This is a genomic window from Candidatus Magnetaquiglobus chichijimensis (assembly GCF_045865675.1).
Lineage (GTDB): Bacteria > Pseudomonadota > Magnetococcia > Magnetococcales > Magnetaquicoccaceae > Magnetaquiglobus > Magnetaquiglobus chichijimensis.
Genome location: NZ_BAAFGK010000004.1, coordinates 505,802 through 519,263, shown reverse-complemented (window position 1 = coordinate 519,263; position 13,462 = coordinate 505,802). Strand labels below are relative to the sequence as shown.

The 13,462-nt window shown below is 61.3% G+C and carries 11 protein-coding genes; 3 read left to right on the top strand and 8 right to left on the bottom strand.

Annotated elements, in window-relative coordinates; genetic code table 11:
• Positions 1-5 precede the first annotated feature (5 nt).
• Positions 6-1,079 carry a dissimilatory-type sulfite reductase subunit beta gene (dsrB, locus tag ACOY6C_RS06655; RefSeq protein ID WP_420904702.1) on the top strand — a complete coding sequence of 358 codons (1,074 nt, stop codon included), beginning with the start codon at positions 6-8 and terminating at the stop codon, positions 1,077-1,079.
• Between the two features lie 126 nt (positions 1,080-1,205).
• Complete coding sequence (locus ACOY6C_RS06650) at positions 1,206-3,092, top strand: NAD(P)-binding protein (protein WP_420904701.1); 1,887 nt, start codon at positions 1,206-1,208, stop codon at positions 3,090-3,092.
• Between the two features lie 191 nt (positions 3,093-3,283).
• Here ACOY6C_RS06650 and ACOY6C_RS06645 read toward each other — a convergent pair whose 3' ends face one another.
• A complete protein-coding gene (locus tag ACOY6C_RS06645) occupies positions 3,284-4,303 on the bottom strand; it encodes a hypothetical protein (RefSeq protein ID WP_420904700.1) in 1,020 nt (339 codons plus the stop codon).
• A gap of 316 nt (positions 4,304-4,619) precedes the next feature.
• Here ACOY6C_RS06645 and katG point away from each other — a divergent pair, with 316 nt between their 5' ends.
• Complete coding sequence (gene katG / locus ACOY6C_RS06640; protein WP_420904699.1) at positions 4,620-6,800, top strand: catalase/peroxidase HPI; 2,181 nt, start codon at positions 4,620-4,622, stop codon at positions 6,798-6,800.
• A 264-nt stretch (positions 6,801-7,064) separates the two neighbouring features.
• Here katG and ACOY6C_RS06635 read toward each other — a convergent pair whose 3' ends face one another.
• The 7 genes from ACOY6C_RS06635 to ACOY6C_RS06605 all read right to left on the bottom strand — a co-directional run bounded on the left by ACOY6C_RS06635 (position 7,065) and on the right by ACOY6C_RS06605 (position 13,460).
• Entirely contained in the window at positions 7,065-7,838 is a 774-nt protein-coding gene (locus ACOY6C_RS06635; RefSeq protein WP_420904698.1) for a TorF family putative porin, read from the bottom strand.
• 62 nt (positions 7,839-7,900) lie between these two features.
• Positions 7,901-10,285: a Fe(2+) transporter permease subunit FeoB gene (gene feoB / locus ACOY6C_RS06630; protein WP_420904697.1), complete on the bottom strand. Its 2,385-nt coding sequence runs from the start codon at positions 10,283-10,285 to the stop codon at positions 7,901-7,903.
• Between the two features lie 4 nt (positions 10,286-10,289).
• Positions 10,290-10,517, bottom strand: coding sequence for a FeoA family protein (locus ACOY6C_RS06625; protein WP_420904696.1), 228 nt, complete (start codon positions 10,515-10,517; stop codon positions 10,290-10,292).
• Positions 10,518-10,658: 141 nt separating this feature from the next.
• Complete coding sequence (locus ACOY6C_RS06620) at positions 10,659-10,823, bottom strand: hypothetical protein (RefSeq protein WP_420904695.1); 165 nt, start codon at positions 10,821-10,823, stop codon at positions 10,659-10,661.
• Between the two features lie 257 nt (positions 10,824-11,080).
• Positions 11,081-12,406, bottom strand: a complete 1,326-nt coding sequence (locus ACOY6C_RS06615; RefSeq protein ID WP_420904694.1) for a sensor histidine kinase — start codon at positions 12,404-12,406, stop codon at positions 11,081-11,083.
• The gene (locus tag ACOY6C_RS06610; protein ID WP_420904693.1) at positions 12,403-13,080 is read right to left on the bottom strand and encodes a response regulator transcription factor; all 678 of its coding nucleotides are present in this window, start codon (positions 13,078-13,080) and stop codon (positions 12,403-12,405) included. Before ACOY6C_RS06610 ends, ACOY6C_RS06615 begins: the two co-directional genes overlap by 4 nt.
• A gap of 11 nt (positions 13,081-13,091) precedes the next feature.
• The gene (locus tag ACOY6C_RS06605; protein WP_420904692.1) at positions 13,092-13,460 is read right to left on the bottom strand and encodes a P-II family nitrogen regulator; all 369 of its coding nucleotides are present in this window, start codon (positions 13,458-13,460) and stop codon (positions 13,092-13,094) included.
• Between the last annotated feature and the right edge of the window lie 2 nt (positions 13,461-13,462).

Sequence of the window (13,462 nt, the reverse complement as noted above, 5' to 3'; positions counted from 1 at the left end):
TCAACATGAGCAACAAACCATTGGCTCCTCGCGACCAGGGCGCGCCCGATTACACCAAGATGCTCCATCCCCTCATGGCCAAGAACTATGGCGAATGGGAATCCCATGATCGTCTGCGTCCCGGCGTGCTGGTGCACACCGCCAAAAACGGAGACAAGCTCTATTCGGTCCGCGCCGGTTCGCCCCGCACCATGAGCGCCGACACGGTGCGCAAGGTGTGCGACATCGCCGACCAGTATTGCCAGGGCTTCCTGCGTTTCACCTCGCGTTCCAACGTCGAGTTCCTGTGCGGCGACAAGAACGACCTGGATGGCCTGGTCAACGCGGTGGAAAACAGCCTGGGCTGGCCGCTGGGCGGCACGGGTCCGTCGGTCTCCAACATCTCCCACACCCAGGGCTGGCTGCACTGCAACCTGCCGGGCAGCGACGCCGCCGGTTCGGTGAAGGCGCTGATGGACGAGCTGATCGACGAGTTCAAGAACGAAACCCTCCCCAACCGCGTCCACATCTCCTCGTCGTGCTGCCAGATCAACTGCGCCAGCCACGGCGACATCGCCATCATCGTGCAACACCATCACCCACCGCGCATCAACCACGCCAACATGCAGATCTGCGAGTTGCCGAAGGTGGTCGCGATCTGCCCGGCGGCGGCGATTCGTCCCGCCGTGGTCAACGGTTACGAAACCGTCGAGGTGGTTCACGAAAAATGCATGTACTGCGGCGCCTGCCACGGTCAGTGCCCGAGCATGGAGATCCGCGACTCCGAAACCGACACGTTGTCGATCTGGGTGGGCGGCAAGGTCTCCAATGCCCGCACCCCGCCGGCCTTCATGAAACTGGCGGTGTGGGGTCTGCCGAACAATCCGCCTCGCTGGCCCGAGGTGGGCGAAGCGGTGCGTCGCATCCTGTCGGCCTACAAGGAGAGCGGCAAACCCTGGGAGCGGGTTGGCGAGTGGATCGAGCGCATCGGTTGGCAGCGGTTCTTCGAAAAGACCGGCTTCCCGTTCACCCGTTATCACATCGACGACGGCCCGGAAGCCCTGTCCAACCTGAACCGTTCCGCCATGGTCCGCCTGTGACGGAAAAAAGAGGATGCTTACCGTGGCCCGCTTCCATGGGGGCCACGGGTGGGGGGCAGCTCGCATCGCCCCCCATCATGCACGTTTGCAAAGTTTTCTCTCTCACGCTTCGAGGGGACCTGACAGATGGGTTTATCCACCACGATTTTGAACGAGGAGTTTACCAGGGCTGACCTCGAGCCCACGTTGGACAAGGGGGTCGCGGAAGAGATCGTCGTCCGCAACGGCACCAGCTGGAAATGCCCGACCTATGTGCAGCGTCTGCCTCCCTGCCGGGATGCCTGCCCGAGCAGCGAGGACATTCGCGGCTATCTGACCACGATCGCCCAGGCGGAAAAATCGAAAATCTCGCTGGACGATGCCACGGACCAAGCCTGGTATCGTCTCACCGACACCAACCCGATGCCGGCCACCCACGGTCGCATCTGCCCGCATCCGTGCGAAAAGGGTTGCAACCGCAAGGAGTTGACGGACGGCTCGGTGGCGATCAACAACATGGAGCGCTATGTGGGAGATCATGGTCTCCGTCGCAAGCTCAAGCTCACCATGTTGACCCAGGAGAGAAAGAACCAGTCCGTGGCCGTGGTCGGCTCCGGTCCGGCGGGTCTGTCGTGCGCCTATCAACTGGCCCGTCGCGGCTACGACGTGACCATCTACGAAGCGTTCGAGAAGGCGGGCGGCATGCTGCGTTACGGCATCCCGGACTATCGCCTGCCGCAGGAGGTGCTGGACGGGGAGATCCAGAACATTCTCGATCTGGGCGTGCAGTTGAAGTGCAACGTCCGCATCGGACGGGACATCTCCTTCCAGGAACTGAAAGAGAAATACAACGCCGTTTTCCTGGCCATCGGCGCCCACAAGGGGAGCGTGATGAACCTGGAGGGCGAGAACTCCGCCAACGTCTTCACCGCGGCCAGTTTCCTGAACCGGGTGAACACCGGCGCCAAGGTGGAGATCGGCTCGCAGGTGGTGGTGGTCGGTGGTGGCGATAGCGCCATGGACGCCGCGCGCGTGTCGTTGCGCTTGCAGGCCGAAATGGACGAGGCCGAAGCCGCCGGCAATGACGAAGCCTATGAAAAGGCCCGTCAGGCCCTGGACGACGTGGCCAAGGAGCAGGAAACCTCCATCTCCACCGAAAAGACCGCGATGGATTCGGCGCGCATCGTGCGTCGCGTTTCCAAGTACTCCAAGGTGACCCTGCTCTATCGTCGCACCAAGGACGAAATGCCGGCCATCGCCAAGGATGTGGTCGAGGCGGAGCACGAGGGAATCGAGTTCAAGCTGCTCTCCACCCCGGTCGGCCTGGTGACCCAGGGCGGTCGCGTGGTGGCGATCCAGTGCGTGCGCATGGAACTGGGAGCCCCGGACGCCTCGGGTCGTCGCAGTCCGGTGCCGGTGGCCGGTTCCGAGTTCACGGTCCCCTGCGACACCCTGATCATGGGTATCGGTCAGGTGCCGGAACTGGAAGATGGCATGACCGAGTTCGCCAACAAGTGGGGCTGGATCTCTGCCAACAACACCCATCAGACCAAAGACCCGAAGGTGTTCGCCGGCGGTGACGTGCTGGGTCTGGGGATCTCCACCCGTTCGGTCGGGCATGGTCGCGTGGCGGCCCGCGCCATCGACGGGTTCTTGAAGGGTGGCGCGCCGTATCAACTGCCCTCCAAGGGCAAGCCGATCAAGACCGATCAGATGCGTCTGGCCTACTACAAGCCAGCTCCGCGCAACGAAGAGATGGCCCTGCCGGTCGAAGAGGCGATCAAGGGGTTCGTCGAGACCACCCAGACCATCACCACCGAGCAGGCGCTGGCCGAGGCGAAGCGGTGCATGAGCTGTGGTTTGTGTTTCGCGTGCGACCAGTGCCGCATCTTCTGCCCGCGCGAGGCGATCTCCAAGGATCACTCGCGTCCCAAGGGCAAGGTGATGCACACCGACTACACCCGTTGCAACGGCTGCCATGTGTGTCACATGGCCTGCCCGTGCGGCTATATCCAGATGGGCATGGGGTTGTAATTCCGCGTCCTTTGGGATGGTTGGCCTTTGATCAAAAAAAAAGAGCGATCCGAACACAACCGGATCGCTCTTTTTTTGTACCTTCATGATGGGGAGAGTCCCCATCCCCCCCTTGCACCCTTGCAGGATGGCCCCCCCTCACCCCCTTTAGCATGAACCTTTCGGGAGTTCCGAAGAAATCAACACGCGCCTCAACGGTTCTTGATGACCGCCTCGCAGGTCATCACCAACCCCTTTTTGTCGCTGACCAGCAACAGGCGCAGCGTGTCCTGATTCCTGTCGAGCACCGTGATCCCCTCGGCCCGGAAGCCAAGCGGAAGGGTGCCGACAAAACGGATTTCGTCCTGATCGTCGTTCCAGATCCCCAATTGAAAGGGCAAATCGCTTCCCGATCCGGAGGCGCCCAACAACACCAGCCAGGCATTGCCGCCGGCACCCGGAATCAAGGCCATGTCCCGCACCCCCAAAGGCTCCTTGCCGATTCCGAGGATGCCCCCCTCCTGGAACCGGGCCTGGAGTTTCAGCTTTCGCCACTGAACGACCGACAGAGCGCCGTTCGCCTCCTCCCTGGCGACCAGCACGACCGGTTTACCCGCCAACTCCGGATTGCGGAATCCGAACACCAGGAGACCCTCGCGGGAGGTGGCCAACCCTTCGACATTGATGCCGGTTTCGCCGTCCAGTGCCGAGATCTTCTTGTCCCAGGGCGGATTGGCGGTCGTGGTCAGCCAGCCATTCAGCCCCCCGGCGGGCGAGATCTTCCGCGGGGTGTCGATCCCCGGAGCCTGCGCCCCATTCGGCTTGAGCGCGAACCGCAAGAGCGTATCCCTCGGTTTGCCCTTGTGCAGCCCCAACGATGCCGTGGCCACGAATTCGCCGCCCGGCAGTCGGGTGATCCCCTCCAGATCATCCGGATTGAACTGCTTGACCTGGGCAGGCGTGAGCAGAGGAAGCGCGCGAATCGTGTTGTCCGGGCGGATCGCCTTGGGATCGAAGGCGAACAAGGCATGGGGCGAAGACTCGTCCGAGACCCCGATCGCCCATTGACTCCCCGGATCCCAGGCCACGCCCGACGGCTCGACCACGCCCTGATCAGCCACCAGTCTAGGTAATTTCTTGATATTGTCCGGACATTTGAGCGAATCGGCGCAAGCCGGGGTCGCCAGCACGGTCAAGAGCATCAGCGTGGTCAAGAGTGACGGATTGCGCATGGTTCCTCCCTGGTTGGTCAGACGATTTCCACTGGTTTGTTGTTGCGACGGAACCCGGTTGGCCATGCCAACAGGATCGGACTCCTCATCAGACGGTAACCCGATTGGGATGGATCGGCAAGCGCATTATCTGATATTAAATTTCTATCGTATCGATTGATAAATAGTATTTTACTATTGACAGGTCTGTAACGTATGCTGGCATCAAGGTCGGACAGAGGATTCACCCGACCGGATCTCCGACGTTGCCCGTTCACCGTGCGACGCTCATCCATTCACACACCCCAACACCCAACCATAAAGATGCGGAGGCAACATGTCTGGAAACGACACCCCAACCGCCGGAAGATGTCCCGTGATGCACGGGGGAAACACCCAGGCCAGCATGGCCAATCAGGCCTGGTGGCCGAAATCGCTGAATCTCGATATCCTGCATCAACACGACACCAAGACCAACCCGATGGGGGCGACGTTCAACTATCGCGAGGCGCTCAAGGGGCTGGATGTCGAGGCCCTGAAAAAAGATCTGCTCGCCCTGATGACCGACAGCCAACCCTGGTGGCCGGCGGATTGGGGCCACTACGGCGGTCTGATGATCCGCATGGCCTGGCATGCCGCCGGCACCTACCGGATCGCCGATGGCCGGGGAGGCGCGGGAACCGGCAATCAGCGGTTCGCCCCATTGAACTCCTGGCCGGACAACGCCAATCTGGACAAGGCGCGCCGTCTGTTGTGGCCGATCAAGAAAAAGTACGGCAACGCAATCAGTTGGGCCGATCTGATCATCCTGGCCGGCACCCTGGCGTATGAATCCATGGGCTTGAAGACCTTCGGGTTCTCCTTTGGCCGCGAGGACATCTGGCATCCGGAAAAGGATATCTACTGGGGTTCCGAGCGGGAGTGGCTGGCTCCGAGCGGGAGTGAGGGAAGCCGCTACTCTGGAGAGCGCGACCTGGAGAACCCCCTGGCCGCCGTGATGATGGGGCTGATCTACGTGAATCCGGAAGGGGTGGACGGCAAACCCGACCCCTTGAAGACCGCGCGCGATGTCCGCATCACCTTCGGACGCATGGCCATGAACGACGAGGAGACCGTGGCCCTGACCGCCGGCGGTCACACCGTAGGCAAGGCGCACGGCAACGGCAACGCGGCCAATCTCGGTCCCGCGCCCGAGGGTGCCGACGTCGAGGAGCAGGGGTTGGGCTGGATGAACCATGCCGCCCGAGGGATTGGCCGGGATACGGTGACCAGCGGCCTGGAAGGGGCCTGGACCACCCATCCCACCCGTTGGGACAACGGCTATTTCGATCTGCTGTTGGGATATGACTGGTGGTTGCAGAAATCCCCGGCTGGAGCCTGGCAGTGGGAACCGGTCAACATCCGGGAAGAGGATATGCCGGTCGATGTCGAGGATGCGACGATTCGACGCAAACCGATCATGACCGATGCCGACATGGCGTTGAAGTTCGATCCGGCCTATCGCAAGATCGCGGAGGGCTTCCACAAGGATCCGGCCCGGTTCTCGGAGGTGTTCGCGCGGGCCTGGTACAAACTGACCCACCGGGACATGGGACCGACCTCCCGTCACATTGGCCCGGACGTGCCTGCGGAGGCGTTGCTTTGGCAGGATCCGATTCCGGCGGGGACCACGGGATACGATGTGGACGCCGTGAAGGCGAAGATCGCCGCCAGCGGTCTGACCAGCGCCGAGATGGTGGCCACGGCCTGGGACAGCGCCCGGACATTCCGGGGTTCGGACAAACGCGGCGGAGCCAACGGCGCGCGCATTCGTCTCGCGCCGCAACGGAACTGGGAAGGCAATGAACCGGCCCGTCTGGAAAAGGTTCTGGCCGTTCTGGAACCGATCGCCGCATCGACCGGCGCCAGCGTGGCGGATGTGATCGTGCTGGCCGGCAACCTGGGAATCGAGCAGGCAGCCAAGGCCGCCGGTTTCACGGTGACCGTGCCGTTCGCGCCGGGACGAGGCGATGCCTCCCAGGAGTGGACGGATGTGGCCTCATTCGAGGTTCTGGAGCCGCTCGCGGATGGATTCCGCAACTGGTTGAAAAAGGATTATGTGGTCACCCCCGAGGAACTTCTGCTCGACCGCGCCCAGTTGATGGGGTTGACGGCCAGGGAGATGACCGTTCTCGTGGGCGGTCTGCGCGTTCTGGGCGCCAACCACGGCAACACCGGGCACGGGGTGTTCACGGATCGCGCGGGGGCCTTGACCACCGACTTCTTCGTCAACCTGACCGACATGGCCCACACCTGGAAGCCGGTGGGTCGTAACCTCTACGAGATCCGCGACCGACAGAGCGGATCGCTCCTCTGGACCGCCACCCGGGTGGATCTGGTCTTCGGCTCCAACTCGATCCTGCGCGCCCATGCCGAACTCTACGCCCAGGACGACAACCAGGCGAAGTTCGTGAACGACTTCGTGTCCGCCTGGACCAAGGTGATGAACGCCGATCGCTTCGACCTCGCATCCTCCTGATTCCCCCCTCCTCGGGTACGACGGATCCCCTCCGTCGTACCCGACCGCATGCGCCAGAAGTCATCCCCCCGACACCAACGGCACAACAGAGGCAGGGGTGTGGGCTGGGCGTGCAGACCCGAGATGCCAGTTCATGACAGCCTGATTACCATGGGACTCCCGAAGGGAGGTCCATGCTACGGGGGGTGAGGGGGACTCCCCCCAGCATGCACGTTTCAATGGCCATCCCTGGCCTTTCCTCTCCCGTCTCGACAACAAGCGGGATCAGAAACTTTTGCTGACCTTCAACACCGCTTGATCATCCGAATTGGCGAGATTGAGCTGGCGGCCATCCCGGTCGGTGAAGTTGTAAGAGAGATCCACACCGAAACCGAACAGCTCTTTCGACAGACCAACGGTGTAGTCGTTGTAGGATTCGGGAGCCCCCGTTCCCTTGAAATGATCCCCTGCCGTATGGCCCATGTGCGCCGCGGCCACGATTTCGTAAGGCAGATCGTAGGTCAGCGCCCCTTCCAGGTAATAGGCCGACTTGTTGCCCGGCACGACGAGGTTGTCACCACCGAAGTTGGACGAGTAGCTGTATTTGGCGTTCATTCCGAGGGCGTTGAACTTGTAGGAGCCCCCCAGGTAGTATTCGGTGTAGTCCAGATGCATGGCAGAATTCACCCCCGGATAGGTGTAGTGGACGACACCCAGATCCGGCTTGAATCCGGGGAACAGGATCTCCTTGCTCCAGCCCGCCGCGTAGTCCAATTCCAGATTGGCGTTGTTGGCCGCCTGGAAATCGACCGAAAAGGCCGACACCGTGGCATAGATCCCGCTGGGGGTATGGCTGACCGTCGCCGCCCCCTGCAACGAAGGATGCTTGTCGGAATTGGTGATGCCCCGCGACACATAATTGCTGGCCAGCGCCACATTGCCGGAAACGGCGAAATCACTGGCGGTTTCAACTTTTTGGGCGTTCGACTCTTCCGCCTGGACTGGAACGGCGATCAGGCCTGCCAGAAGCGTGGCGGCTGTCATGAACGGATAACGCATGGTTGCACTCCTTTGTTTTTTCATGTTGATTTGCATGCCTTGCCGGCACTGTTAACGACTTCTCAATGACCGCTTTCACAGCCGGCGCAGCCGCTTCCGCACCCTGCGCCGCTGGCGATCGGAATCGCGCGTGGCCGTACCGGCACGGCCAGAATCGAGCGCATCGAAACCAAACGCATCAGCATCACCACCACCATCCAGAAGATCCCCAATCCGGCCAGCCACACAAAAGAGGAACCCGGATGGTGCGCGAAGGTGGCCGCCTGGTAAAATCCGGTCGCCACCGACCAGGCCACCGAGGTGGTCCAGAGGGCGGCAAACACCGTCCAGCGCGACCCGACCTCCTGTTGAATCGCCGCCGTGGCCGCCACGCAAGGGAAATAAAGCAGCACGAACAACAGATAGGCCACGGCCCCGGCGGTCCCGTCGAACAGACGGGTCATGGCCCCCAACGTACCGGTGGTCACCTTGCTGGCCTTGGCCGCATCCTCGGCGCTCTCGAAGCTCTCCAGTTGAACTTTCAGCGGATCTGTCAGGGTCTGAGCCAACTCGCCGAACTTCTCGCCGATCGACGCAAAGGCCTCTTGCACCTTGCCCATGAGATCAAACGGCGCCTCTTCCTTCTTGGCTTTCTCCTGGCCATCCATCTGGCTGTAGAGCGCATCCAGCGAGCCGATCACCGCCTCCTTGGCGAACACGCCAATGAACAGCCCCACCGTGGCCGGCCAGTTGTCCTCCTGGATCCCCATCGGCTTGAAGATCGGCGTGATCTGCCGTCCGATCTGACTCAACACCGATTTTTCCTGATTGGCGCTGTCGAAACCGCCATCCGTACCCATGGCGTTGAGCATGCTCAACACCACGATCACCGGGATCAAGACCCGACTGGCCCTCGTCACAAAACCACGCAGACGACCCGAAGCATGATGCAAAACGCTGGCCAAAGATGGCAGATGATACAGAGGCAACTCCATGACAAATGGGGTCGGTTCGCCACGTAACAGGGTGTTTTTGAGGATTAAACCGGTCAGGATGGCCAGCAGGATCCCGGTCAGATAGAGAAAAAAGACCACGTTCTGTCCGCCTTGCGGAAAAAAGGCCGCCACGAACAGGGCATACACCGGCATGCGCGCCCCGCACGACATGAAGGGATTCATCAGGATGGTCATCAGCCGATCCCTGGGATTTTCCAGGGTGCGCGTGCCGAGGATGGCCGGCACGTTGCAGCCAAAACCGACCATCATCGGGATGAACGCCTTGCCCGGAAGACCGATGAAGCGCAGCAGCCGATCCAGAATGAAGGCCGCGCGAGCCAGATAGCCCGAGTCCTCCAGCCAGGAGAGAAACAGAAACATGAAACCGATCGGCGGAATGAAGGTGGCCAGGGTCTGGATGCTGCCTCCCAGGCCATCGGCCAACAGGGTGATCAACCACTCCGGAGACGACACCCCTTGCAGCAGCACGCGGGTTCCCTCGACGAACACGGCGCCAAAGAGAATGTCGAAGAAATCGATGAACGCCCCACCCAGATTGATCGTGAACATGAACATCAGATAGAGCACGACCAGAAAGATCGGCAGTCCCAAAAACCGGTTGAGCAGTACCGTATCCAGCCGGTCGGTGAGCGCGTGGGAGGCCATGCCGTGCCGGTCGATCACCGCATCGGCGATCTTCTCGATGGCATGATACCGGGCATGGGCGAACGAGATGTCCGGTTCGTCGCCGGTTTTGCTTTCCAACTCCTGCCGGATGCTGGCAACCTGTGCGACGATGCCCGCCTCATCCACCCCCTCGGGCGCGCCGCCATCCCCTTCGATCAGCTTCAACGCCAGCCAGCGGGAATCCAGCCCAGCCGCATGCGCGATCGGAAGCACGGCAGGCCGCAACGTTTCAACTGCCGAGGCGAGAGGTTCGGTCAACTCCGGCATGCCCGGCAGCGACTCCCGGCCCATCTGAGCGGCCCGGACCATCACGGCCCGCAAGGTCTCCAACCCCTCGTCGCGCTTGGCCACCACCCCCACCACCGGACACCCCAACCGCTCCGCGAGCGCCTTCGTGTCTGGCACGCAACACCGTTGCTCGGCCACATCCATCATGTTGAGCACCACCATCATCGGCACGCGCATCTCCATCAACTGCATGGTGAGATAGAGATTGCGCTCCAGATTGGAGCCATCCACGATGTTGATGATCAGATCATGCCCTCGGGAGAGCATAAAATCCCGCGCCACCCGTTCGTCCGGCGCAATCGCCGCCAGCGAGTAGATCCCCGGCAGATCGACCAGGGTGATCTCCTGATCGCCAACCTGAAGCAGCCCTTCCTTGCGCTCCACGGTCACGCCCGGCCAGTTGCCGATGGTTTGCCGACCACCGGTCAACCGGTTGAACAGCGTGCTCTTGCCACAGTTGGGATTGCCGATGATCCCCACGACCAGATTGTTTTTCATGGTTTCAAATCCTTTCCACCCGAACGGCGGATGCCTCTTCCCGGCGCAGCACCAGGGCAAACCCTCGAATGACAACCTCCACCGGATCGCCCATGGGGGCGACCCGACGAATTCTCAACAGCGCGCCACGGATCACCCCCATGGCGAGCAAACGCGAACGATAGGCAATCGGTCCCTTTTGATAACCGATCACCCGGGCCTGCTCGCCCACCGCCAAATCTCCTATGGTCATGGTCGTTCCTTGATTGAAGCGTGAATGGTGTACTCATCGATGGGAAGAGCGTAGCGGATGCGCCGATTTTTGTAAATAGGAATTATTTAGATTTGCATTCGAATTTTGACCTGCCTTGGCCATGACAACCCAATCTTTGCCTCACCCACCCTTCAAAGCCGTGGTGACCAGGGTGAACACCGACCGTTCGATGGTCTGCCGGGCAAAGGTCTCAAACAAGGCGCGTCCGAACAACTCGCCGGCTCTGCCCCCCCATGGCCGGTGGCACCACGAATCGCGTGCCATCCGTTCGGGATGCGTCGGCATGGTGCATGGCTCCGGTCATGGCGGCAAACTGCTCCCGTGACAACAAAACCGGATCGTGGCGGATCAACAGCGAACCGATATGTCGGTTGTGCGGAAGGCAAGATGCGGAAGGCAAGATGCGGAAGGCAAGATGCGGAAGGCAAGATGCGGAAGGCAAGATGCGAGGAAACTCTCCGTCGAACAACACCCGGAGAGCGCCGAGCGGAAAACGCAGGACCGGGCTCACGACCTCGCGGCGACCTTGGGAAGTCGATTCTTCATGCTTTCAACCGAATGCTGACCATGAAGCCACCCAACTCCCTGGAGATCCCCAGGGTGATCTCTCCGTCGTAGAAGGAGACGATATCCTGCGCGATCATCAGTCCCAGCCCCTGGCCCGGACGGCTCTCGTCCAGCCGCTTGCCGCGCCATTGACGCAGGATCGCCAGCTGCTCCTCCCCGACTCCGGGTCCGTCATCCTCGATGGTCAGCCAGAACCCCCCTTCATTACCGGCGGAGATGATGATCCGGGATTTGGCCCACTTGCAGGCATTGTCCGCCAGATTGCCGATGAGTTCCAGAAAATCATCCCGATTGCCCGGACAGTTCAGATCGTCCGGGATGCGCATGCGCGTGTCGATCGCTTTGTCGTAATAGAGGATATCGAGCGCCCGGACCAGGGCGGGAAGCTCCTGTCCCAGCGAAAAAAACTCACCGGGCGTCGTGCGTCCAGCCAACGAGGCGCGACGCAAATGGCGTTCGATCAACCTTTCGAGCAGTCTGGTCTGTTCGGTCAACACCTCCCGGACAGCCGGATGCTGGCGCAACTCTCCGGACTCGGCCAGATGAAACAGCACCGTCAACGGAATCCTCAAGGTGTGACCAATGTGCGACAAGGTGCGCCGCACCCGATTCAAGGAGCGCTCCTCGGAGAACAACTGCCCTTCCAGGATCCGCATCAGGGGCTGGATCTCCTCGGGTCCGGGCGGCAAGCGCCGGGGACCGCTCCCGGAACGCCAACGCTCCAGATCGCTCCGCCACTGTCCGAACACCTCGAACTGTTGCGTGACATGCCAGTAGGTCAGCGCCGCAAACAGAAAAAACACGCAGAACGTGAACAAAAGATGATAGAATCGCCATTTCCGCAACTGCCCCTTGAGCAGGGACTCGGACTGTCCCACCGCCAGGATCAACGTGCCGCCGGCGTGCGCGGTCGAGAGCGCCACCACCCGCATCTCCCCGCCTTCCGGCTCCGAAAGTTTCAGTTGCAACAGGCTCTCGGCAGACATCTCCGGCAACGAAATCGGTTTGCCCGCCAAGGATGGGGATCGATGGATCGTGGCGCCAGTTGCCCGCCGCACCTCCCATTGGCAGTACAACCCGGAACCAGGCGGTTCCTGACACGGGTTGACAGGCTCGTCCATGTGTTGCAGGGCGGCAACCAACAGTGCGCGCAACCCTTCCGCCTTGTGGGTGATCTCCCGCCATGCCATCGAGTCGGCCAGACCGTGGGTGAGTCGATCGTTGACCGAGAACAGAATCAGAAAGATCGAGAACAACAAAGCTGACAGCCCGATGCGCAACTGCCCGGCGACCGACTTCATGCGCCGGTCTCCGGCTCACTCAGTCGATAGCCATGCCCCCGCACGGTTTGGATCCACCCCTCGCCGATCTTCTTGCGCAAACGCATCACATGGGTTTCGATGATGGGCAGATCCGGTTGGGCATCTTCGTGATAGAGATGGGAGAAAAGCTGCTCCTTGGAGAGCACCCGGTTGCGATTGAGCAGCAGACAGCGCAGCAACTTGAACTCCATGGCGGACAGGGCCACGCTCCGTCCGTCCGCCAACACCACCTTGCGACGCGGTTCATCCAGGGTCAGACCGCCGACATGCAGCGCCCCCTGCTGGGTCTTGGTGTGCGCGCGACGCAGCAACGCACGCAGACGGCTGGTCAACTCCTCAAGATGAAAGGGTTTGCCCAGATAGTCGTCCGCGCCGGCATCGATCCCCTCCACCCGCTCCTTCCAGGAGTTGCGCGCCGTCAGGACAATCACCGGCAAAGGATTGCGCGCCCGACGCCACTGCCTGAGAATCTCCAGGCCGGAGTATCCCGGCAGGCCCAGATCGAGAATCGCCACGGCATAATGGGGTTCCTGACCCATCTCTACGCCGACCAGCCCATCGTGGACCACATCCACGATGAACCCTTCGCCCTCCAAATGGTGGCGAATCGATTCGCACACCTGCGCATTGTCCTCGATCAACAGCACGCGCATGCGTCACGAACTCATTTGGCCGACTGTTTCTCCAGGACGCTCGGATGCTTGGAGAGCCTCTGGAAGTGGGCCAACTGTGGATCGATGCCAACCGCCCGGATCACCGGCAGGTTCAGGGCAATCCCGGTGCCGTGCTGATCGAAGTTGCCGACCTTGTTGATGACGTCCAAAATGTGATCCGCCACGCCCGCTTCCAGAAAGAACAGGATCACATCCGACTGCATGTTGAGATCCAGCCCGAAAAAGGTCTTGGCCTCGTTGATTCCGGTTCCCTGCGCCGAGATCACGGTGGACCCGGTGGCGCCCGCCGCCTTGGCAGCGCGGATGATGCGATCGGTCAACTCTGTCTTTGTCATGCAGACGACAAGATTGAATTCCATGG

Coding starts and splice junctions, on each gene's coding strand:
- ACOY6C_RS06620 (WP_420904695.1), bottom strand. CDS start 10,823: ATGCCGACGCATCCCGAACGGATGGCACGCGATTCGTGGTGCCACCGG.
- ACOY6C_RS06645 (WP_420904700.1), bottom strand. CDS start 4,303: ATGCGCAATCCGTCACTCTTGACCACGCTGATGCTCTTGACCGTGCTG.
- ACOY6C_RS06615 (WP_420904694.1), bottom strand. CDS start 12,406: ATGAAGTCGGTCGCCGGGCAGTTGCGCATCGGGCTGTCAGCTTTGTTG.
- katG (WP_420904699.1), top strand. CDS start 4,620: ATGTCTGGAAACGACACCCCAACCGCCGGAAGATGTCCCGTGATGCAC.
- feoB (WP_420904697.1), bottom strand. CDS start 10,285: ATGAAAAACAATCTGGTCGTGGGGATCATCGGCAATCCCAACTGTGGC.
- ACOY6C_RS06625 (WP_420904696.1), bottom strand. CDS start 10,517: ATGACCATAGGAGATTTGGCGGTGGGCGAGCAGGCCCGGGTGATCGGT.
- dsrB (WP_420904702.1), top strand. CDS start 6: ATGAGCAACAAACCATTGGCTCCTCGCGACCAGGGCGCGCCCGATTAC.
- ACOY6C_RS06650 (WP_420904701.1), top strand. CDS start 1,206: ATGGGTTTATCCACCACGATTTTGAACGAGGAGTTTACCAGGGCTGAC.
- ACOY6C_RS06610 (WP_420904693.1), bottom strand. CDS start 13,080: ATGCGCGTGCTGTTGATCGAGGACAATGCGCAGGTGTGCGAATCGATT.
- ACOY6C_RS06605 (WP_420904692.1), bottom strand. CDS start 13,460: ATGGAATTCAATCTTGTCGTCTGCATGACAAAGACAGAGTTGACCGAT.
- ACOY6C_RS06635 (WP_420904698.1), bottom strand. CDS start 7,838: ATGCGTTATCCGTTCATGACAGCCGCCACGCTTCTGGCAGGCCTGATC.